This is a genomic window from Catenisphaera adipataccumulans, from assembly GCF_014202755.1.
Classification (GTDB): Bacteria; Bacillota_I; Bacilli_A; order Erysipelotrichales; family Erysipelotrichaceae; genus Catenisphaera; species Catenisphaera adipataccumulans.
In genome coordinates this window covers 301,528-321,794 of the sequence record NZ_JACHHK010000003.1, presented here as the reverse complement: position 1 = coordinate 321,794, position 20,267 = coordinate 301,528, and the positions used below count along the sequence as shown (strand labels likewise).

24 protein-coding genes are annotated in these 20,267 nt (G+C 49.9%); 14 read left to right on the top strand and 10 right to left on the bottom strand.

The genetic code is table 11. The annotated features are described in order from the left end of the window. Positions 1-97 precede the first annotated feature (97 nt). Positions 98-1,453, bottom strand: a complete 1,356-nt coding sequence (locus tag HNQ47_RS05660; RefSeq protein WP_183328413.1) for an MATE family efflux transporter — start codon at positions 1,451-1,453, stop codon at positions 98-100. 23 nt (positions 1,454-1,476) lie between these two features. Continuing rightward, positions 1,477-2,136 (bottom strand): HAD hydrolase-like protein, encoded by a 660-nt coding sequence (locus tag HNQ47_RS05655; RefSeq protein ID WP_183328411.1) that lies wholly within the window; start codon positions 2,134-2,136, stop codon positions 1,477-1,479. Positions 2,137-2,208: 72 nt separating this feature from the next. Here HNQ47_RS05655 and HNQ47_RS05650 point away from each other — a divergent pair, with 72 nt between their 5' ends. Continuing rightward, the gene (locus tag HNQ47_RS05650) at positions 2,209-2,430 is read left to right on the top strand and encodes a hypothetical protein (protein WP_183328410.1); all 222 of its coding nucleotides are present in this window, start codon (positions 2,209-2,211) and stop codon (positions 2,428-2,430) included. 69 nt (positions 2,431-2,499) lie between these two features. Here HNQ47_RS05650 and HNQ47_RS05645 read toward each other — a convergent pair whose 3' ends face one another. From HNQ47_RS05645 to HNQ47_RS05620, 6 genes are all read right to left on the bottom strand, one after another. Then, positions 2,500-3,462: a transketolase family protein gene (locus HNQ47_RS05645; RefSeq protein ID WP_183328408.1), complete on the bottom strand. Its 963-nt coding sequence runs from the start codon at positions 3,460-3,462 to the stop codon at positions 2,500-2,502. Further along, a complete protein-coding gene (locus tag HNQ47_RS05640; protein ID WP_183328407.1) occupies positions 3,459-4,316 on the bottom strand; it encodes a transketolase in 858 nt (285 codons plus the stop codon). The genes HNQ47_RS05645 and HNQ47_RS05640 overlap by 4 nt, the downstream gene beginning before the upstream one ends. 102 nt (positions 4,317-4,418) lie before the next feature. After that, positions 4,419-4,736, bottom strand: a complete 318-nt coding sequence (locus HNQ47_RS05635) for a PTS sugar transporter subunit IIB (protein WP_183328406.1) — start codon at positions 4,734-4,736, stop codon at positions 4,419-4,421. Positions 4,737-4,781: 45 nt separating this feature from the next. Continuing rightward, entirely contained in the window at positions 4,782-5,087 is a 306-nt protein-coding gene (locus HNQ47_RS05630; RefSeq protein ID WP_183328405.1) for a PTS sugar transporter subunit IIB, read from the bottom strand. Positions 5,088-5,108: 21 nt separating this feature from the next. Further along, entirely contained in the window at positions 5,109-6,533 is a 1,425-nt protein-coding gene (gene ulaA / locus HNQ47_RS05625) for a PTS ascorbate transporter subunit IIC (RefSeq protein WP_183328404.1), read from the bottom strand. Positions 6,534-6,559: 26 nt separating this feature from the next. Then, on the bottom strand, positions 6,560-7,009 hold the full coding sequence (locus HNQ47_RS05620; protein WP_246346071.1) for a PTS sugar transporter subunit IIA: 450 nt from the start codon (positions 7,007-7,009) through the stop codon (positions 6,560-6,562). Positions 7,010-7,190: 181 nt separating this feature from the next. Between HNQ47_RS05620 and HNQ47_RS05615 the strand changes: the two genes are divergently transcribed. Genes HNQ47_RS05615 through deoC form a run of 3 tightly spaced genes read left to right on the top strand, consistent with a single transcriptional unit; the run spans position 7,191 to position 10,534 of the window. After that, entirely contained in the window at positions 7,191-7,820 is a 630-nt protein-coding gene (locus tag HNQ47_RS05615; RefSeq protein WP_183328403.1) for a hypothetical protein, read from the top strand. 9 nt (positions 7,821-7,829) lie between these two features. After that, positions 7,830-9,857 carry a BglG family transcription antiterminator gene (locus tag HNQ47_RS05610; protein WP_183328402.1) on the top strand — a complete coding sequence of 676 codons (2,028 nt, stop codon included), beginning with the start codon at positions 7,830-7,832 and terminating at the stop codon, positions 9,855-9,857. Positions 9,858-9,859: 2 nt separating this feature from the next. Then, entirely contained in the window at positions 9,860-10,534 is a 675-nt protein-coding gene (gene deoC / locus HNQ47_RS05605; RefSeq protein ID WP_183328401.1) for a deoxyribose-phosphate aldolase, read from the top strand. 10 nt (positions 10,535-10,544) lie between these two features. Here deoC and HNQ47_RS05600 read toward each other — a convergent pair whose 3' ends face one another. Beyond that, complete coding sequence (locus HNQ47_RS05600) at positions 10,545-11,000, bottom strand: PTS sugar transporter subunit IIA (protein WP_183328399.1); 456 nt, start codon at positions 10,998-11,000, stop codon at positions 10,545-10,547. Between the two features lie 346 nt (positions 11,001-11,346). On the opposite strand from HNQ47_RS05600, the gene HNQ47_RS05595 reads away from it, so the two are divergent. Genes HNQ47_RS05595 through HNQ47_RS05565 form a run of 7 tightly spaced genes read left to right on the top strand, consistent with a single transcriptional unit; the run spans position 11,347 to position 16,159 of the window. Beyond that, positions 11,347-12,339, top strand: a complete 993-nt coding sequence (locus HNQ47_RS05595) for a mannose/fructose/sorbose PTS transporter subunit IIA (protein ID WP_183328397.1) — start codon at positions 11,347-11,349, stop codon at positions 12,337-12,339. Positions 12,340-12,354: 15 nt separating this feature from the next. Then, positions 12,355-13,173, top strand: a complete 819-nt coding sequence (locus HNQ47_RS05590) for a PTS mannose/fructose/sorbose transporter subunit IIC (RefSeq protein WP_183328395.1) — start codon at positions 12,355-12,357, stop codon at positions 13,171-13,173. A gap of 19 nt (positions 13,174-13,192) precedes the next feature. Next, the gene (locus tag HNQ47_RS05585; protein ID WP_183328393.1) at positions 13,193-14,110 is read left to right on the top strand and encodes a PTS system mannose/fructose/sorbose family transporter subunit IID; all 918 of its coding nucleotides are present in this window, start codon (positions 13,193-13,195) and stop codon (positions 14,108-14,110) included. Between the two features lie 23 nt (positions 14,111-14,133). Further along, the gene (locus tag HNQ47_RS05580) at positions 14,134-14,523 is read left to right on the top strand and encodes a DUF956 family protein (protein ID WP_183328391.1); all 390 of its coding nucleotides are present in this window, start codon (positions 14,134-14,136) and stop codon (positions 14,521-14,523) included. A 29-nt stretch (positions 14,524-14,552) separates the two neighbouring features. Beyond that, on the top strand, positions 14,553-15,107 hold the full coding sequence (locus tag HNQ47_RS05575; protein WP_221248044.1) for an acyltransferase: 555 nt from the start codon (positions 14,553-14,555) through the stop codon (positions 15,105-15,107). 53 nt (positions 15,108-15,160) lie between these two features. Continuing rightward, positions 15,161-15,643 (top strand): PTS sugar transporter subunit IIA, encoded by a 483-nt coding sequence (locus HNQ47_RS05570; RefSeq protein ID WP_183328389.1) that lies wholly within the window; start codon positions 15,161-15,163, stop codon positions 15,641-15,643. Then, positions 15,644-16,159, top strand: a complete 516-nt coding sequence (locus HNQ47_RS05565; RefSeq protein ID WP_183328387.1) for a hypothetical protein — start codon at positions 15,644-15,646, stop codon at positions 16,157-16,159. It abuts the gene before it with no gap. 1 nt (position 16,160) lies between these two features. Here HNQ47_RS05565 and HNQ47_RS05560 read toward each other — a convergent pair whose 3' ends face one another. Further along, positions 16,161-17,480 carry an RsmB/NOP family class I SAM-dependent RNA methyltransferase gene (locus tag HNQ47_RS05560; protein ID WP_183328386.1) on the bottom strand — a complete coding sequence of 440 codons (1,320 nt, stop codon included), beginning with the start codon at positions 17,478-17,480 and terminating at the stop codon, positions 16,161-16,163. Between the two features lie 49 nt (positions 17,481-17,529). Here HNQ47_RS05560 and HNQ47_RS05555 point away from each other — a divergent pair, with 49 nt between their 5' ends. From HNQ47_RS05555 to HNQ47_RS05545, 3 genes are read left to right on the top strand one after another with little or no spacing between them, the layout of a single operon-like run. Next, complete coding sequence (locus tag HNQ47_RS05555; RefSeq protein ID WP_183328384.1) at positions 17,530-18,969, top strand: alanine/glycine:cation symporter family protein; 1,440 nt, start codon at positions 17,530-17,532, stop codon at positions 18,967-18,969. After that, entirely contained in the window at positions 18,950-19,921 is a 972-nt protein-coding gene (gene mmuM / locus HNQ47_RS05550; protein WP_183328382.1) for a homocysteine S-methyltransferase, read from the top strand. Before HNQ47_RS05555 ends, mmuM begins: the two co-directional genes overlap by 20 nt. Positions 19,922-19,938: 17 nt before the next feature. Then, on the top strand, positions 19,939-20,208 hold the full coding sequence (locus tag HNQ47_RS05545) for a type II toxin-antitoxin system RelB/DinJ family antitoxin (RefSeq protein ID WP_183328380.1): 270 nt from the start codon (positions 19,939-19,941) through the stop codon (positions 20,206-20,208). Positions 20,209-20,267: the final 59 nt, after the last annotated feature.

Genomic DNA, 20,267 nt, shown 5'->3' with positions numbered 1-20,267 from the left:
TTAATAATATAATTTTAACATATATAGTGCTTTCCTGCATGAAAAAATATTAAGCTGGTATACATATTATGAAAAATGGTTCTGAAACGGAACCAAATCAGACAGAAAGATGATAAAATTCTGATCTTCGAAAATGAAAATACGCAAGATGCATGATCACGCCAGCCACGATCCAGGAAAGGACATAGATGAGCAGCAGCGTTTCTATGGAATGATGAGCCTGAAAGTAGGTCGCGATCCAGACCAGCCGCAAGGCGCAGCAGCAGATCATCGTGATCAATGCCGGTGTCAGTGAACGTCCCATACCGCGCATACAGCCGCCTGGGATCTCATATGTACCCGTCAGCAGCTCAAAATTGCTGATGTAGGCTAAACGGATATAAGCATAAGAAATGACAGCGGGATCGTTGGTGAAAAACCGGATCAGCGTTTCTTTGCCGCAGTAGAAAAACAGACTTAAAAGGAACGTGAAACCGCATCCAAGCAGCAGAGAAAGCCGGTAGATCTTCCGGCAGCGATCCATATTGCCGGCCGCAAAGTTCTGGCTGGTAAAGGTCGTGGCTGCTTGCGCAAAGCCAAAGATCAGAAAATAGCACATGAATTCAAAGTTCTGGGCTGCCGTATTGCCGGCAATGCAGGCAGAACCGAAACTGTTGATGCCCGACTGGATGACCACATTGGAAAGCGAAAAGACCATGCCCTGCAGTCCGGCAGGGGCGCCGATTGCAATGATCCGCCGCAGATAATTCCCGCGGATCCCTAGCTTCCGGAAAGAAAAACGGAATGCCTCCTGCTCATGCATGAGAAAATACAGCACAATGACCGCGCTGACCAAATTTGCGGTCACGGTCGCGATGGCGACACCGGCCACGCTTAAATGACAGACTGCGACAAAGAAGATGTTCAGCACGACATTGATCGTTCCGGAAATCAAGAGCACGAACAATGGGCGGGCGGAATCTCCTTTGGCACGCAGGACGGAAGCGCCGCAGTCGTAAGTCAATAAAAAAGGGATCCCCACAAAGAAGATGCGCAGATAGAGAACGGCCAGCTGCCGGACTTCCGGCGGCGTCTGCATCCAGCGCAGGATGTACGGTGCGAGCACTTCCCCCAGGCCGCAGACGATCCAGCCGCTGACTAACGCAACAGTGATTGCCGTATGGACAGCTTCATTGATTTTTTCCGTGCGGTCCTGACCGATGAGCATCGCGATGACGACATTGGCTCCTAAAGCCAGACCGCTGAATAAGCTGACCAGTAAGTTGATCACAGAGGCATTGCTGCCGACTGCTGCCATGGCTGCAGCATTTTCAAACTGACCGATCACAGCCAGATCGGCAGAATTAAATAACTGCTGCAGGATATTGGTCAGGGCCAGCGGGATCGCAAACTGAACTAGCTTGCCGGCCAGCGGCCCATGTAACATGTCAATTTCTGAAGCAAATTTTTTCATAGGACTCCTTTGCGGATTCCATATTAGTCGTCTTTCAGATTCTTTTCAAGCAGGAATTGCTTTAAATCGGCAGGGGTCATCACCAGAGCGTCCGCTTCATGAAGCTCAGCTGGTGTGCCGTAACCATATAATACGCCGACCGATCGGGTCCCGACCGTCTTGGCTCCCTGGATATCATCGGCCCGGTCACCGACCATTGTGACAGCTTCCGGATCGGACAGATGCAGACGGCGCATCGCTTCGACGATCACTTCCGGTTTCTTGGTGCGGGTTTCCTGCATCGTACTGCCTACGATTTCATCGAAATATGGTGTGATCGTAAAATAATCGGCAATCTGCCGGACATAGGGTTCGGGTTTTGCTGATGTGATCGCCAATATACAGCCGGCCTCATCCAGTGCCTGAAGCAGTTCCCGGATCCCCGGATAAAGTTGATTTTCAAAGATGCCGATGGTGTTGTAGCGCTCGCGGTAATAGTGTACACCGCGCTTGGCATCGGCTTCATTCAAATGGGCGTATTTTTGGAACATGTCGATCAGCGGCGGTCCGATAAAAACGCGCAGCTTCTCTAAACTAGGCTCCGGCCGGCCGAGTTTTTCCAAGGCATACTGCACACAGCGGGTGATGCCGAGACCGGATTCTGTCAATGTACCGTCCAGATCAAAAAATATAATTGAGTTCATGGCAAAAGTATACCACACTCATATTTTGATTTTGTCCGGAAAAGTGTATAATGCTCATATCGGAGGAAATCTATGAAAGACTTTTGGATCGGAGCGCTGCCGTGGATCTTGATCGGTATCTCTTTTATTTTATTGTCGAATGCGAAAAAGAAGAAAGTATCGCATATTGTCGTCGGCTGTGTGCTTGGCGTCATTGCCGGCTACTTTGGCGCTAAATACAATTATTTCGAAAGCTATACGACCGGGATCTTGGTCGGTCTGCTGTTCGGCGATGCGTTGGGAATGTTCTTTTAATGAACAGATGCGTGAAGATCACGCATTTTTTTATGCAAAAAGACCGCCGGAGCGGTCAAAGAGAGAAGACTATTTTAATACCTCACGGACACTATTCATGAGATCCTCTGCCCGCAGGCCGAAGACCTTCTGCAGATAATCCGCCGTACCGACCTGTCCGAAGCAGTCGTTGACGCCGTGGATCTTCAGCGGAATACCGACGTTGTGCTGAGCCATGACTTCTGCCGCGGCGGAACCCAATCCGCCGTAGATCGAATGATTCTCAAATGTGACGACCGCTTTTTTACCGGCACTTTCACGCAGGATACATTCCGCATCGAATGGTTTCAGCGTGAACATATCCACGACTTCTGCAGAAATTCCTTCTTTGTCCAGCTGCTCAGCTGCATCTAAGGCTTCGCTGACCAGCTGTCCCATCGCAACGATCAGCACATCGCTGCCCGGACGTAGAACGTTGGCCTTGCCCAATTCAAATGTCGAGCCTGGTTCGTAGACATTGCGTACAGCTTTGCGGTTGCCGCGGAAATAATGGACGCCTTTCATCGTGGCAAACTGACGGACACACCAGTCCATCTGAACGGCATCGCACGGATCGACGATCACGACATCCGGGATCTCGCGCATGCAAGCCGCATCACCGAAGGAAGTATGGGTGCCGCCGTTGGCCGCTACCGTAAAGCCCGGATCCGAGCCGTAGATGTTTAATGTATTGTGCGCATAGGCACCGGACAGATAAATCTGATCGAGGGCGCGGCGGGTAAAAAACGGCGCAAAGGTATGCAGGTAGGGAATGAAACCGACCGTCGATAAGCCGGCAGCCACCCCGACCATGTTCGCTTCTGAAATACCGCACTGGATATAGCGGTCTGGATGCGATTCCTGGACGATGGTCGATTTACTGGCACCGCCGAGATCCGCTTCAAGCATCACGATATTTTCATTGGTTTCCATCATATCCTGAATGGCAGTCATGATGACCGTGCGCAGTTCGCTGCCTTTTTTTGTGCGGTCTTCAGTTAAGGTATAGGTCATTTCGATTCCTCCTTTGCGATATAGGCATCCAATTGGGCGATCGCTTCTTTGGCTGCGTTGATATTGGCATCGTTATTGAATTTGACGGAATGATTGGATCTCATTTCTTCAAAGTACGGCACGCCCTGTCCTTTGACCGTATCCAGCACGAGGCAGGTCGGCTGTCCGACGGTCGCTTTTGCCTGGTCGATGGCCGCATCGATGGCTTCCATGTCATCGCCTTTGACCACGATGACGTTGAAGCCGAAAGCTTTCATTTTGTCGGCATAAGAAAATGGGTACATGATGTCTTTTGTATAACCGTCCAGCTGACGTTTATTGTCATCTATGGCTACGATACAGTGGTCGAGCTTGTAGTTGGCGATGAATTGGAAGGCTTCCCAGCACTGGCCTTCGTTCAGTTCGCCGTCGCCGACGATCAAATAGGTGTACCGATCGGAGCATCTCATCTTCAGACCCATCGCAATGCCGGCCGCAGAACTTGTGCCCTGCCCCAGTGAGCCTGTGGTCATATCAACACCGGGGGTCTTGAGACGATCCGGGTGAGAAGGCAGGATCGTACCGCCGTCATTTAATGTATAGAGCACATCGCGGTCAAAGAAACCGGACTCGGCTAATGCCGAATACCATACCGGACCGGCATGACCTTTTGATAAGACGACCCGGTCCCGGTCTTCTTTCTGCGGATCTTTCGGATCATAGTGCAGTTGTTTTCCATAAAGGACGCTCATGTATTCAACCAAAGAAAGTGAGCCGCCCAAATGTCCGTAGCCGCGGTGCAGAAGCATGGCAAGGATATCCCGCCGGATCTTGGCAGCCAGAACATGCAGTTGTTTGTTTGTTTCCTGTTCCATATTGATCTCCTTTTTCTTACCTATATTATTTGCAGAAAAAGGATGTAAAACCAGACCAGGACAATTCAACTTTCTGCGCAAAAAAAGGCCTTATCAAAGGCCTTATTCGATTCGAAAGGAATCTTTTTCACAACTAAGCGCACGGCTCAGTTTGTCTTCGAGCTCATCGTAGTTGATGAGCTCTTTCATGACCACCATTTTCGGTACTTGCGACAATGCCGGAGCAATATCCGTACCGACCACAAACAAAACAGAATTTCGCTGCGCTGACCAAATTCCGACATCTGAAAGCGATAAGTGAACGACTTGAATGTCGGTCCGCTGCAAAGTCTGCAGGACCCGCTCGACATTCATCTGTACCATCATCGAGCTTCCTAGACCGGAACTGCAGCAGCAGACAATTGTATGAATTTCTTTCATAATGCACAATGCACAGAAAGCAGGCCGGTCGGACCTGCTGACTGATTATTGAATATGGAATTCGTCTTCCGTCTTGGCAAAAGCCTGCTCTAATTTGGCGGTCAGCTCTTTCATGGACATGATCTTGTCCAGAACAACAACGCGCGGATAGGAAGCCAACTGCGGAGCAATATCTTTTCCGACAACGAACAAGTCGGCACTCTTAGGAGTGACTTCAGAAAGTGAAGTATGTTCCGCTGTGACGCCTTCGATTCCCAGATTCTTCAAAGCTTTTTCAATGTTCATCTGAACCATCATCGAGCTTCCCAGCCCGGAACCGCAGCAGCACATGATTTTTTTAATTGTTGCCATTTGAATGTCCCTCTTTTCTGATTATTCAGCCGCTTTTTTCGGCTTTGGTGCAACATAATTGTATACGATTGGTGCGAAGAATACTAGCAGACAAATGATCAATAATCCATTTCCGGTCACAACCTGTGCGAGGTTTCCGAATACGATGCCCATCCAGGAGAAGTCGGCATCCGAGAACGTACAGTTCGCAACGTTCAGAGCACCCATGACCGGCATACAGATCGCCGGCAGGAATGTGATCAGCAGACCATGCATGAACGCACCGAAGATGCATCCTTTCATACCGCCTTCGGCATTACCGAAGACACCAGCCGTTGCACCGCAGAAGAAATGCGGAACGACACCTGGCAGGATCAATGCGACCGGACTGATTGCTTGGTTCCACAGAACCAGAACGAACAGACCGACGATACCGCCGACAAAGGATACCAAGAATCCGATCAATACGGCATTCGGAGCATACGGGTAAACGACCGGGCAGTCGATGGCCGGTACAGCACCCGGAACCAGTTTTTCGGCGATACCACGGAAAGCCGGAACGATCTCGCTGACGATCAGACGAACACCGCTTAAGATAATGTAAACACCGCCGGAGAAACTCAAACCGCAAGTAATGGCCCATACAGCCCAGTTCGTCTGCGTTTCGGCATCGACGTTCAATAAACCGCCTAAGTTCGGATAGGATTTCAGGATCACATCCGGATCCGCAGCTAAGATTCCTTTCGATACCGCAATACCAGTAACGATCAGGAAGAAGACGACCATGGTCAGACCGATGGAAACCGTCGTATCACGCAGGAATGTCAGACGCTGCGGGAAGTTGATGTCTTCGGTCGACTGATCCGCACTGTTTTTGAATAATTTTGCACACTGTGCAGAGAACCAATAACCAGCACCGCCGAAGTGACCCAATGCCAATTCATCGGTTTCAACGACTTTTTTCATGGTCGGCTCCAAGTAAGCCGGGCTGGCTGCCGAAATGAACGCTAACAAGCACGCACCGGCGATCCAAAGTGCGCCGCCTTTCAGTCCGCCGACGCTCAGGATAACGGCGAGCATGCAGGACATGTACAAGGTATGATGGCCGGTCAGGAAGATGTATTTCAATCTCGAGAAACGAGCCAATACGATGTTCAGGATCATGCCCAAGGCCATGATGTAAGCCGTGTCACGGCCGAAATCATTCAATGCCAGCGAAACGACGGCTTCGTTGTTTGGTACGACACCCTGCATATTGAATGCATAGTTGAACACGTCTCCAAATGCCAGCAGAGATCCGGACTGCAGGAAACTTGATCCGGCGCTCAGGACCAGGAATCCGACAATACATTTAACCGTTCCTTTGACGACTTCTTCGACCGGTTTTCTCTGCAGGATCAAACCGATGCAGGCCAGGATACCGACCAGCATTGCCGGAGTCGACAAAATGTTGATGATAAAACTCATATACTATTTCTCCTCCTCTGGACTCGCTATGATTCCGATGCGTTGAGAAACACATCATAAATTTCTTTTCCGGACTTCGCATCGAGGATCGGCTGTACATTGCCGTCATCACCAAAAATGTTGGCAATGGCCATCATGCCCTCCATATGAGAAGTGCTGTCTTTGGCACAAAGGGCGATCAAGATCCGTACATCGGGTCCGTCCTCGGTGAAGTGCACCGGTTTTTTCAATACAGTCACGGCCAGCTGGGTGTCATTGACCCCGGCTTCATTGGAAGCATGGATCAAAGCCATGTCATCCGTCAATACGTAGTAAGCACCGTATTCCTCCGTATTCTTGAAGACGGCTTTTTCATACTCTTCCGTGCAGCATCCGTCTTGGATCAAAGGCTCCAGAGCGACGTGAATGGCTTCTTTCCAGTCACGGACGGAATCTTTGATCACACAATGTTTCTCTTTTAAAATCGTATCGATCATAGCGATCTCCTTTCGTACTTTCATTATGCAAAGGAAGCACATACAAATCCAGACCAATTGATTTCGTCTTCAATGTGCAATTGTGCAATGCCTGGTTTCACATATTGCACAATAAAATGAAAGGAATTGGTATCGGACTGTCGGCAAAAGATGCTATTTTAATATTGTTAGGAGGAAAACGATGATTGTCTTACTGCTGATCATAGTTGTATTGATCGCTGCGGCCATTCCCTTTGCGCTGCGTTCCTTTACATGGAACCATTTCACCAAGGCGATGGAAGCGGAGCAATACGATGAAGCCGAAAAAACTTTGAAATCCCGCCGGTACCGTACATTGTTCGGCGAATACGAACAAAATAAAAATCTGATCCGGCTGTATCTAGGTCTGGACCGGAAAGCAGAAGTGAAGGAATACACGCATAAGATCCTGAACAGCACGGTCTCAGCGAAAAAGAAGACGGCCATTGCCGATGCGGTATACTATTATTTTCTTGACCGCGAAGATCAGCCGATGTGCAAAGAACTGCTCGATACGTTGAAATCAACGAAGAACGTTGATGAATTTGAATTTGATCAAGTCTTATACCGCGTATTGATCGAAAAGAAAAGCGAAGACATTGAGTATATTGAGCGTCTGCTGCAGGAGGAAGAAACGACAGGCTCTAAAAAAGGTCTCCTGCAGTATCTGGAAGGGGTGCAGCTGCTGAACGCCGGCCGGAAGCAGGAAGGCCTCAAGGTACTGCAGCAGGCCCGCAAGAATTTAAAAGGAACACCGTATTATCGAAAAATCAAAAAAATCATGCAGGAATAGGAGGGACGTATGCCGATTACATTTGATTTAGACCGGCGCTGTCAGGAAATCCTGAAGATCCTGGTCAATGCGAATGGTTATGTGCAGATCGGCGACTTATCTGAACAGTTGGATGTCAGCCGGCGCAGCATTTACTATGACATCAATAAAATCGATGACTGGCTGAGATCCCGTTCGCTGTCCGCCTTGGAACAGAAACGCGGCAAAGGCATTGCCATTCATGCGGATCAGGCAGCCATGATCCGCAAGAGTCTGTTTGAACGCGGCGCCGACAAACAGGTTTCCTATACGCCGGAAGAAAGACGGAGCATCATTTTATGTATGATCGTGATCCGCAGCCGGAATTTATATATTGAGGATTTTATGGAAACGTGCGATGTCAGCCGGAATACGATCGTCAAAGACTTGAAACTGGTGGCCGATGTTGTCGAAACCAATCAGCTGACATTGGAATACCGGATCAAGACTGGTTATCGGATCTTCGGCGATCCGATCCGCAAGCGGGCGATGTTCTTCTATTATTATCCGCAGGTCTGGAAATATTTCTCGACCTTGATCTTTTCTGAAAGTCAGAACCAGCGTATTCAAAGAGCGCTCTCGAATTTCAAGAAGATCGAAGAAGAGCTGGACTGTGAATACGTCAGCGGTGTTCTGCCGGGCTTAGCAACGTTTTTGTCCACGATCGAGTACCGCAGCGATGTGATCGATTTCTCGGATATGGACCGCAAAGAAATTATCAGCACGAAAGAATATCAGTTGGTCCGAAAATATTTTCCGTCGTTATCCGATCAGGAAACAATTTATATTTCACTGCACCTGTTAGGCTCCCGTCTGCAGGTAGTGCCGCTGCATGTCCTGAAGCAGGACGAATCCAAGGCCTATGAATATGCCCGCAGCATGGTAAAATCGTTTGAAACCCTTTCCGGTGTGGAATTTGACGACAAAGAGGAGTTGATCAACGCGATCGCGACGCATTTAAAATCTTCGCTCTATCGGATCCGATACGGCGTGCAGTGGGGCAACCCGATGTTGGAGACGATCAAAAAGGAATATGGGGAATTGTTTGATTTGACCAAGCGTGCGGTGGAAAATGTGGAAGCGGAAATGGGCATGACGATCAACGATACAGAAGTGGCGTACATTGCCCTTCATTTCGGCGCTTTCATGACGCCGCTGGAGTCCTCGAAACATTCGTACCGGATCTTGATCATCTGTCCCAACGGCATCGGAGCCGGCAATATGCTGAAAAATGAAGTCCGCAGTATGGTGCCGCAGGCGACCGAGATCAAGAATATTTCCTTGAATCAATACCGGCCGGATCATAATTATGATGTTGTCATTTCTACGGTCGATCTGCCCGGTGAGAAAGATTTTCTGCTGGTGCATCCGATCTTGTCGGAACAAGACCGGGTCAGCATTCTGCGCAAGTGCATGGAACTGGAACCAAGCACGCAGATCCAGATGGATACGATCTTAAAGATCGTCAGCCGATATGTGGATGAAGCGAAAATGCCGGATCTAGAGAAGGATCTGCGCACGGCTTTCTCCAACGGTCAGATGAGCCAGCCGCCGATCCGTGATTACGGTCTGGGCCTGCTGCATTTTCTGACACCGACCCATCTGCAGATCGTCGACGAACCTTGCAACAGGAAAGATGCCCTGCGCCGCGCGCTGCGCCCGCTGCTGATGAACGATGCGATCACCCGGCAGTACATTGAATCGGTAGTACAGGCGCAGGAAAACCATCATCAGATGTTCATTGCCAATGAAGTGGTATTGGCACACTCCGGCATCGACAATGGGGTGAAACAAGTCGATGTGGCAATCACGCTGTTCCGCCATCCGGTACCGTTTGAAAACGGCATGGAAGCACGGATCATCTTAGGCCTGAGCGCGGAAGACCAGATCAAGCACATTCATGTGATGAACGATATTCTGCGTGTCTTTTCAAAGAAAGACAATATTGCAGCCCTGGAACGATGCAAAGATAAAGAAACGATGTATCAAACAATTCATAAGATTTTAAAAGGAGAATAAGGATGAAAACACAAACCGTAGCACATATGATCGATCACACGTATTTGAAAGCATTCGCAACGCAGGATATTTTACAAAAACTGTGTGATGAGGCCAAAGCCATGCATACCGCCAGCGTTGCCGTCAGCAGTGCCTGGACGCCGTTCTGTCATGAACAGTTAAAGGGAACCGGCGTACATGTGACCAGTGTCGTTGCTTTCCCGCTGGGACAAGGCGGTCTGGATGCGAAAAAGTATGAAGTGATGGATGCCATCGCAAAGGGCGCCGATGAAGTGGATTATGTACTGGATATCGGCCGTGTGAAGATGCAGGATCATGCGTATATCGAAAACGAAATGCGCACCTTGACGACGATCGTGCACAATGCCGGCAAGAAAATCAAAGTGATCCTGGAAACATGTTATCTGGAACCATCGGAAATTCAGTGGGTCTGCAAGATCGCCGTGGATGTGCGGCCGGATTTCGTCAAGACGAGTACTGGATTCGGCACTGGCGGGGCAACCGTCGGAGCGGTTCGTTTGATGAAGGATACGGTCGGTGATGCGGTCGAGGTCAAAGCCAGCGGCGGGATCCGAGACTGGAAGACATGCAAAGCAATGATCGATGCCGGCGCGACCCGGATCGGCACAAGCTCAGGCACAAAGATCCTGGAAGAACTGGAAAAAGAAAATGCGTAAACCGTCATGGTTACGCATTTTTTTCTGCCGCCTGCATGAAAACATTATAAATTGATTCGCTGTCTTTTGCTTCTAAAAGCGGCCCGACATTGCCGTCATCGCCGAAGATCGTTGCTACGGCCATCATGCCTTCCATGTGGGATGAATTGTCTTTGGCGCATAACGCGATCAGGATCCGGATACCTGGACCGTCCGTTGTGAACTGGACAGGCTTCTTTAAAATAGTGACTGCCATCTGGGTATCGTATACATCGGCTTCATTGGATGCATGGATCAGTGCCATGTCATCGGTCAGTACATAGTAGGCACCGTATTTTTCAGTGTTGTCGAAGACGGCTTGTTCGTATCGTTCATCACAGGCGCCCTCTGCCAGCAGCGGTGCTAATGCCGCGTGAACGGCGTCCTGCCAGTTTTCCACATGATCCAGCACCCGGCAGTTTTTCTTTTTCAGGATATTTTGGAGCATTATTTGATCACCTCATTTCTATTATAAGGGAAAAAATGAAGAAGCGGCAGACAAGTAAAATGAGAAAATCCGTTATCCAACATGAAGTTCAATATCTGTTCAAAAAAACGAAAAAATCAGATAAAATTATCCGAAATAATGAGATGAATGTGAAAAAAGAAGAAAAATATAAGCTAAATTATGTGAAAAAATGTCGAGAATTCAGAAATAATATAGTGAAATCGTTTCCAATTCAAAATAAAAGATGTTAAGATAATAACGAACAATAAGTAAGTTAAAGTATGGCCGCCGTGCTGGCTTTTATTTTGACTTGCTTGGATGCTCGAGGAGAAAGGAAGAAAAAATAATGGTAGGAATTATCATCGGAAGTCACGGAAAATTCGCCGAAGGAATCAAACAGTCCGGCGAAATGATCTTCGGCAATCAGCCGAATGTCGCTGCTGTGACTTTAATGCCAAGTGAAGGTCCGGATGATATCCGCAAAAAAATGGAAGATGCGGTTGCGTCCTTTGATGATCCGGAACAAGTTTTGTTCCTGATCGACTTATGGGGCGGAACACCGTTCAACCAAGCCAACGGATACATTGACGGACACGAAGACACTTGGGCAATCGTTACCGGTTTGAATCTGCCGATGCTGCTGGAAGCTTATGCAGCAAGAATGCAGGAAGATGCGACGGCACACAGTATTGCCACGCATATTATCGAATCGGCAAGAGAAGGTATCAAACCGCAGCCAGGTTCTTTGGAACCGAAGAAAGAAGAAAAAGCCAATGCGGGAGCTGCACCGCAGATGCAGGGCGCCATCCCGCCGGGAACGGTTCTGGGAGACGGACACATCAAGATCGGATTGGCACGTGTGGATACCCGCCTGCTGCACGGACAGGTTGCGACCACATGGACAAAAGCCGTACAGCCGGATCGTATCATCGTTGTATCCGACGCGGTCGCCAAAGACGATCTGCGTAAAAGCATGATCGAACAGGCAGCGCCTCCGGGCGTAAAAGCGCACGTTGTTCCGATCCAGAAAATGATCGACGTTTCCAAAGATGTCCGTTTTGGTGCAACGAAAGCCATGCTTTTGTTTGAGACACCGCAGGATTTACTGAAAGCGGTAGAAGGCGGCGTCGACATCAAGACCGTCAACTTAGGTTCAATGGCCCATTCACAGGGTAAAGTCGTTGTCAACAACGCCATCGCCATGGGACCGGATGATGTAAAGACATTAGAAGAATTAAAAGCTAAGGGCATCACCTTTGATGTCCGCAAAGTACCGAGCGACAGCAAAGAAAATATTGACGATCTGCTGAAGAAAGCTAAAAAAGAGCTCGGCATGTAAATAGGAGGAATAAGAATGTCAGCAATTACACTTATTCTGGTCTTTATCGTATCTATGCTGGCCGGCATGGAAGGAATTTTGGATGAGTTCGAATTCCACCAGCCGCTGGTCGCATGTACGTTGATCGGATTAGTAACCGGACACTTAAGAGAAGGAATCATCTTAGGTGGTTCGCTGCAAATGATTGCCCTGGGCTGGGCAAATATCGGTGCTGCCGTAGCACCGGATGCTGCATTGGCCGCTGTTGCCAGTGCGATCATCATGGTAAAAGGTTTGAGCGGCGGTGATGTTGATGTCAGCAATGCCATCAATACATCCATTGCCGTAGCTGTGCCGCTGAGCGTTGCAGGTCTGTTCTTAACGATGGTCTGCCGTACGATCGCCATCCCGATTGTGCACGCGATGGATGCAGCGGCAGAAAAGGCAAACTTCGCAGCTATCGACCGTTGGCAGATCATTGCCATCCTGATGCAGGGTCTGCGTATTGCGATCCCGGCCATGGCATTGTGCCTGGTTCCGGCTTCGGTCGTAACCAATGCCTTGAATGCGATGCCGGACTGGCTGACCGGCGGTATGTCGGTTGGCGGCGGTATGGTCGCTGCTGTTGGTTATGCGATGATCATCAACATGATGGCAACCAAGGAAACTTGGCCGTTCTTCGCTTTAGGTTTTGTCTTCGCAACGCTGCAGGAACTGACCCTGATCGCTTTGGGCGCGATCGGTGTCGTACTGGCGCTGTTGTACTTAGGCTTGAAAGATAATGCGAAAAACAGCGGCGGTTCCGGAAATACCGGTACCGGCGATCCGTTGGGTGATATCTTGAATGATTACTAGGATGAAGGAGGAATGAAACATGGCAGAAAAAATTACCTTAACAAAACAAGACCGTAAGGCCGTCATGCGCCGTCATCAGTTCCTTCAGGGATCCTGGAACTATGAGCGTATGCAGAATGGTGGCTGGTGCTTCGCGATGATCCCGGCCATCAAAAAGTTGTACACCAATAAAGAAGACCAGGCAGCAGCTTTGAAGCGTCACTTGGAATTCTATAACACACACCCGTATGTATCTGCACCGGTCATCGGTGTTACCTTGGCACTGGAAGAAGAGCGTGCCAACGGTGCTCCGGTCGATGATCAGGCGATCCAAGGTGTAAAAGTCGGTATGATGGGTCCGTTGGCCGGTGTCGGTGACCCGGTATTCTGGTTCACGATCCGTCCGATCTTAGGCGCCCTGGGTGCTTCTATGGCAATGAGCGGAAGCATCGCCGGACCGTTGATCTTCTTTATCGCATGGAACGTGATCCGTGTGGCTTTCTTGTGGTACACGCAGGAGTTCGGCTACAAAGTCGGAACCGATATTGCCAAAGACTTGTCCGGCGGTCTGCTGGGAAAAGTAACCGAAGGTGCAAGTATCTTAGGTATGTTCATCATCGGTGCCCTGGTTCAGCGTTGGGTAAGCATCAGTTTTACACCGGTGGTATCCCGTGTAACGCAGTCGGAAGGTGCTTATATTGATTGGAGCAACCTGCCGAAAGGTACCAAAGGCATCAAAGAAGCATTGACGATGTATGATTCCATCGGCAGCAGTGCCTTGAATCAGGTCAAGGTCACGACTCTGCAGGAGAACCTGGATTCACTGATCCCAGGTTTGGCTGCTTTACTGCTGACGCTGTATATCTGCCACTTGCTGAAAAAGGAAGTATCTCCGATCGTCATCATCCTGTGCCTTTTTGGTGTAGGTATCGTCGGTCGTGTGATCGGATTATTGTAAGATAAAGAAACAGAGGTGTTGATATGCCTGTGCAGTCGCAGAATACCAAAGTGGATCTGACCATGCCGACGTCATCCTTGTATGGACTGACTTCTGTGGGCAAAGCGATGGTCGGCGATAAAGCATTCGAATACTATAATGATCGCAACGTACAAGATTATGTCCAAATTCCGTGGAGCGAGATCGACCTGATCGCCGCCTCCGTCTTATTTGGCGGCCGGAAGATCTCCCGCTTCGTGATCATGACCAAAGAAAACGGCAACTACACGTTTTCTGCACGCGACAACAAGAAAATGCTCCGTGCTATTCGAAACTATGTCCCCGCTGACCGTATGGTCCGCTCCTTGAGTTTCTTCGATGTCCTGAAGCGCGGCACCAAGAATCTGTTTTCCATCGGGAAGAAAGCCAAATAGCTTTCTTCCTTTTCTGTTGGAGGAACGACATGGAATGTGAAGAAATAAAGTATGATATGCGAAAAGCGACAGAAAAAGAACGGCAGCAGGCAGCCCATGATGCGGACCTTGTCTTCCGTCTGACGCAGACGAAGCCGACCCGGCCAGAATATGCGGCATTGCTCAAAGAGCTGCTGGGCAGCCGCCTGGGCGAAGGCAGTACCATTATTGCGCCGTTTGCCGGTGCAGCATTTGATCGACTTTGCATCGGTTCTCATGTATTCATCAACGCAAATGCGTTGTTTATGGCCCGCGGCACCATAACGATCGAAGATGACGTCCAAATAGCGGCCAATGTCTCGATCCTTTCGAACAACCATGATTTCTATGATCGGCAGATTTTATTATGTAAACCGGTCATCATCCGCAAAGGTGCATGGATCGGTGCTAATGCGGTCATCCTGCCCGGTGTGGAAATCGGCCGGCATGCGATCGTCGGTGCCGGATCGGTGGTGACCAAGGATGTACCGGATGGAGCCGTCGTGGCCGGCAACCCGGCACATGTGATCAAACAGCTGGATCTTGATCGGTTTCAAGAGAATTGACAGTTTGTGGGAACCGTCATATCATCTTATAGGAATGTGAGGAGAAATTGTATATGTTTGATTGGCTGCATCGGAAAGAACCGCATTCGGTTCTGCTTTATTCCCCATGTAAAGGGAATTGTATCGATGTGACAGATGTTCAGGATGAGGTCATTGCGGCCAAAAATCTAGGGGACGGTGTCGCGATCGTACCGTATGAACAGCAGGTATGCGCCCCGTGCGCAGGCACGATCATCCTTCTGTATCCGACGTGCCATGCGTTCTGCATCCGGACGGAAGAAGACTTGGAAATCTTGGTCCATGTCGGGATCGATACGGTCGAGCTGCAGGGCAGAGGCATGACCGCCCACGTCAAAGTAGGCGATACGGTCAAAGCCGGTGATGTGATTGTTTCTTTCGATACGTCGAAGATGGATAAAATTTATAATATGACCATCAGTATCCTGCTTTGGAAAGAAAAACGGTTTCATTTTGAAAAGCCGATGCTGAATCAGCAGGTGACCCGCGATGATGTTGTCTTGAAAGGAAGCGTGTAAATGGCACAGAGAGATTTTACATGTAAGTATAAGCTGACCAGGGAACTGATCGATGAGTATGTTGCCGCAACGATGAAGAAAACCGAACGCTTTCTAAAGATCGCTGCACTGCTGACATGGGCAGCCGCCATTGTGATCCTGGTTTTCGGCAATGGCTTGTTTTATGCGGTATGGACCGCGGCCATTGGGCTGATGCTTTATTTGGACGGACAGTTTTTGCTGCGTCGTCATTCAGCCTCTCAGCTGCGGAAGACCTACCGGAAAGAATACGGCAGCGAGGAGGTTGAAGTACAGGTGCGTCTTGCGGAAGTGATCCATTATCGCATCGGCGGCACATTTATGAAATGCAGCTATATGGATATAAAAGCTGTCGATGAAACGGAACATTTGATGATCTTTTCATTTGATGACGGCACGATCCCGTTTTTAACAGTTGATTTGAACGATTATCAAAAAGAACAACTGCACAAATTTATTGAAAAACGCAGTCCTGTGCCTATTCAAAAAGCCGGTTAGGCTATTGCCAACGCCGGCTTTTTTCAAGCTTATTTTTTAACCGTCCGGATTCAGCTTTCGCAAAACCCAGCGGGAAATTTTCCACGCACACTAAGGTCCAGCCGTTTTGTTTCGTATCAGCCATTACGGTTTCGCCGCGCAGGTAACGAAGGACCCGTTCGTCATCAAGCGAAAAAGAAACCGTTTGATCGAATTGTTCCGGTTTCAAGGCGAGCGCCAGAGCCTGTGCCGGTTCAAAGCGGCCGCGTTTGATCGTACTAGCCAGCAGCCCGGAACGTAAGACCCGCCAGCCTTTCTGCTCCGGCAGACGGTCTGCCATCCACAAGATTTTATCGCCCTTTTGAAAATATCGATCCGGCAGATCTACGCGGCGCAGAAATTCTTGGGCAGCCGCATCGATAGGTCCGCTTTTGACGGTCTGCTGATGGGACTTAGGCTGGCCTGCATTCTGAAGCAAGGCGGCAAAATGACCTTCTCCCTGGATCCGGTGTGGATAGAGCCGGACTGCTTCCGGCATATCGATCCCGCCGACAAAGCCTTCGGTCATCGGGATCGGCAGCAGCTTTAGGTCCGGATGCGTCTTTAATACATGACGGATGACCTCTTCGTTTTCTTCCGGGGCAAAGGTACAGGTCGAATAGACCAGATGGCCGCCCGGCTGCAGCATATCAGCGGCATCATCGAGGATCTGTTTCTGGATCGGCGCGTAGTATGCCGGCCCTTTTTGTCGATAACTGTCAATGAGATGGTGTTCCTTACGGAACATGCCTTGTCCGCTGCAGGGAGCATCGACCAAGATCGCATCGAACTGTTTTGGAAATCGTTTTTTCAGTTGGCTGGTATCCTCGCTGCAGATGATCGCATCGCGCGTCCCGAAGGATTCCAGATTTTTCAGCAGGCTTTGGCAGCGTGAAGTGCTGATATCATTGGCTGCCAGCAGTCCGGTTCCCCGCAGCTTGCAGGCCAGTTCCGTGCTCTTGCCGCCCGGGGCAGCACAAGTATCCAGCACATGATCGCCTTTTTTAACGGGGAGCAGCTGGGCCGGAAGCATGGCCGAGGGTTCCTGAATGTAATACAGGCCGGCAGCATAGTACGGATGTTTGGCCGGGCGTGCATCCGGATCGACATAAAAACCGTCAGCGGTCCAGGGGACCGGCTTCAGCGCAAACGGTGAACGACGGCAGAATTCTTCGACCGAGATCTTTAACGTATTCACGCGGATGGCCGTATAAGAGGGGTCCTGCAGGGATGAAAAATAACGATCATATTCGTCCGGCAATAGATTTTCCATTTGCCGGATATAACTTTTCGGTAATTCCATGGACTCATTATAGCATGTTATAATTATGAACTGAAACGAGGGAGAAATTATGCTTTTGAAAATTCTGACACAGATTTCGGATTTTTTATGGGGAACGCCGATGACCATTGCCCTGATCGGCACAGGCATCTACCTTTCGATCCGATTCGGGTTCCGCTACAATTTCCGCAATATTCGCTTTAACTACCGCAATACTTTTGGCAAGATGTTCAAGCCCGGTGAAGGTACGGGTACCGTTTCCGGCTTTGCGGCCGCCTGTACCGCGATGGCCAATACGATCGGTGTCGGCAACATCGGCGGGGTGGCGACCGCCATTGTGTCCGGCGGCCCGGGGGCGATCTTCTGGATGTGGATCTCCGGTCTGTTCGGCATGTCCACCAAGGCCTGTGAGATCATCCTAGGCCAGCGTTATCGGGTCAAATACAATAAGTCTGTCGATGAGTATATGTGTGATCGTTCGTTTGTGATGCGCAACGCATTAGGCTGGAAACGCGGTGCGGTGGTGCTGGCGGCGGCTTGTTTTATCCTCGGCCCCTGGACGTGCTGTGTCCAGACACAGGCGGTGACCAGTTCTTTACAAGAGGGACTGCAGATCGATCCGCTGATCAGTGTCATTGTTTTAGGTGTGACTTGTTTTGTGACGATCTTCGGCGGTCTGCACCGGATCTCGTCCGTGATGGAAAAGGTCGTGCCGTTCATGGCTTTTGTCTATATTTTAGGTGGTTTGGGGATCCTGATCATGCATTTGGATATCCTGCCGGCAACGATTGCGCTGATTTTTAAGTCAGCTTTTACACCGATGGCGGGCATCGGCGGTTTTGCGGGCGCGACCGTCCGCGATGCCATCCGTTATGGCGTGGCCCGCGGTCTTTACTCCAACGATGCGGGCACCGGCTACGGCATCATTGCACACGCCAGTGCGAAGACTGATCACCCGGTGCGGCAGTCGTGCTGGGGATGGGGCGAAGTCTTCCTGGACACGATCGTTGTCTGCACGGTAACGGCACTGTCTATTTTACTGACAAATGTGTATGTGGATTTTCCGAACGTGAGCAGTGCTGAACTGACGACGGTCGCGTTTGAAACGGCCTATGGCCAGGCTGGCGGTTGGTTCTTGTCGCTCGCGATCGTCGTCTTTGCGTGGACCACGATCATCGGTATGTATTACAGCTGTGAAAAATCGGTGAATTACGCCTTCGGTGATACGCGGTCCAACCGTATTGCGACGCGGATCTACATGGTCTACTATATGATCCCATGCGTGCTCTTTTACAACATCCAGGCGGACTCTTTATGGGCGATGACGGATATTCTTTCGGCCATTTATATTATTATCACGTTGATCTTTATTTATACGCAGAGAAAAGAAATCATGCGCTTGTTCCATGATTTCTGGGATCGATATATACCGGCATTGGACCGCGGCGAACACCCGGCGCCGGTCATTTATGGAAAGGATGAGACAAGTTATGAAACGCACCACGATTGAATCCATACTAAAGCAGAATCAGGTCATGGTCATTGATGGTTCCATGGCGACCGGTCTGGAACATCTGGGCTGTGATTTAAACGATACCTTATGGACCGCAAAGGTACTGGCCGACCGGCCGGACCTGGTCAAGCAAGTTCATATCCAATATTTTCAGGCTGGTGCAGACTGCGGCATCACCGACAGCTATCAGGCCAGTCTGCCGCGGCTGATCGAGCGCGGGTACTCCCAACAAGAAGCGGAAGCGCTGATCCGATCTGCGGTCACTATTTTTCGGGAAGCCCGGGAAGAGTGGTGGCAGCAGGAGGGCAAGGCTGCCGGGCGTGCTTATCCCGTCTGCCTGGGCGCTGTCGGTCCTTACGGAGCATATCTGGCAGACGGTTCGGAATACCGCGGTCATTATGGCGTCAGCGATGAAGTCCTCCGGGACTTTCATGCCCGCCGCATGGAACTGCTCTGGCAGGCAGGTGCGGATGTATTGATGATCGAAACCCAGCCGTCGCTGCAGGAAGCGCTGATCGAAGCAGAACTCGCGGAGCAGCTTGGTGCCGATTATGCGATCAGTTTTTCCTGCGCGGACGGAAAACATATCAATGAAGGCGATTTGATCGCCGATTGTGCCGCCGAACTATCATCAGGACATCCACATTTACGGATGATCGGTGTCAACTGCACACATCCCAAATATATTGAATCCTTGATCAAAGAACTGAAAACCTCAACCTCGCTGCCGATCAGTGTATATCCAAACAGCGGGGAACAATATGATCCGCTGACCAAAAAGTGGTACGGCGCGAAGCAGGCGCTTCGATTCAAAGATTATGCGCTGATCTGGATGAAAGCCGGTGCCAAAGCGGTCGGCGGGTGCTGTCAGACGGACGAAGATCATATCCGGCAGGTTGCGGCGGCCCGTGAGGAATTTTGTTCAAAAGCACCAACGGACCGTATATAACGCTCGGAGGTGAGCTTATGGAAACCTGCCGTATCGAGGTCCCGGCGGCGTTGATCCATTCGGCTGCGAATGTCTTAGAGCCGCTGGGGATCTCGGTCCAGGACGCGGTCGATGCGTATCTGCGCCGGATCGTCTGGGAGAAGGGCATTCCGTTTCAAAGGCTGAAGATGCCGTCGGTCCCGGCTTGGGATGAAGCAGAGATGCTGGAGATGAACAGCGGCTATCTGCATTGTCAGGGGCGCAGCGACCGCTCCTATCATGCGTATTTATCCTTCCAAAAGGAGTAAATACTCAACAAATGACCTGCTTTTGTATGTTGAAATATGACATTTTTTTTCTTATTATG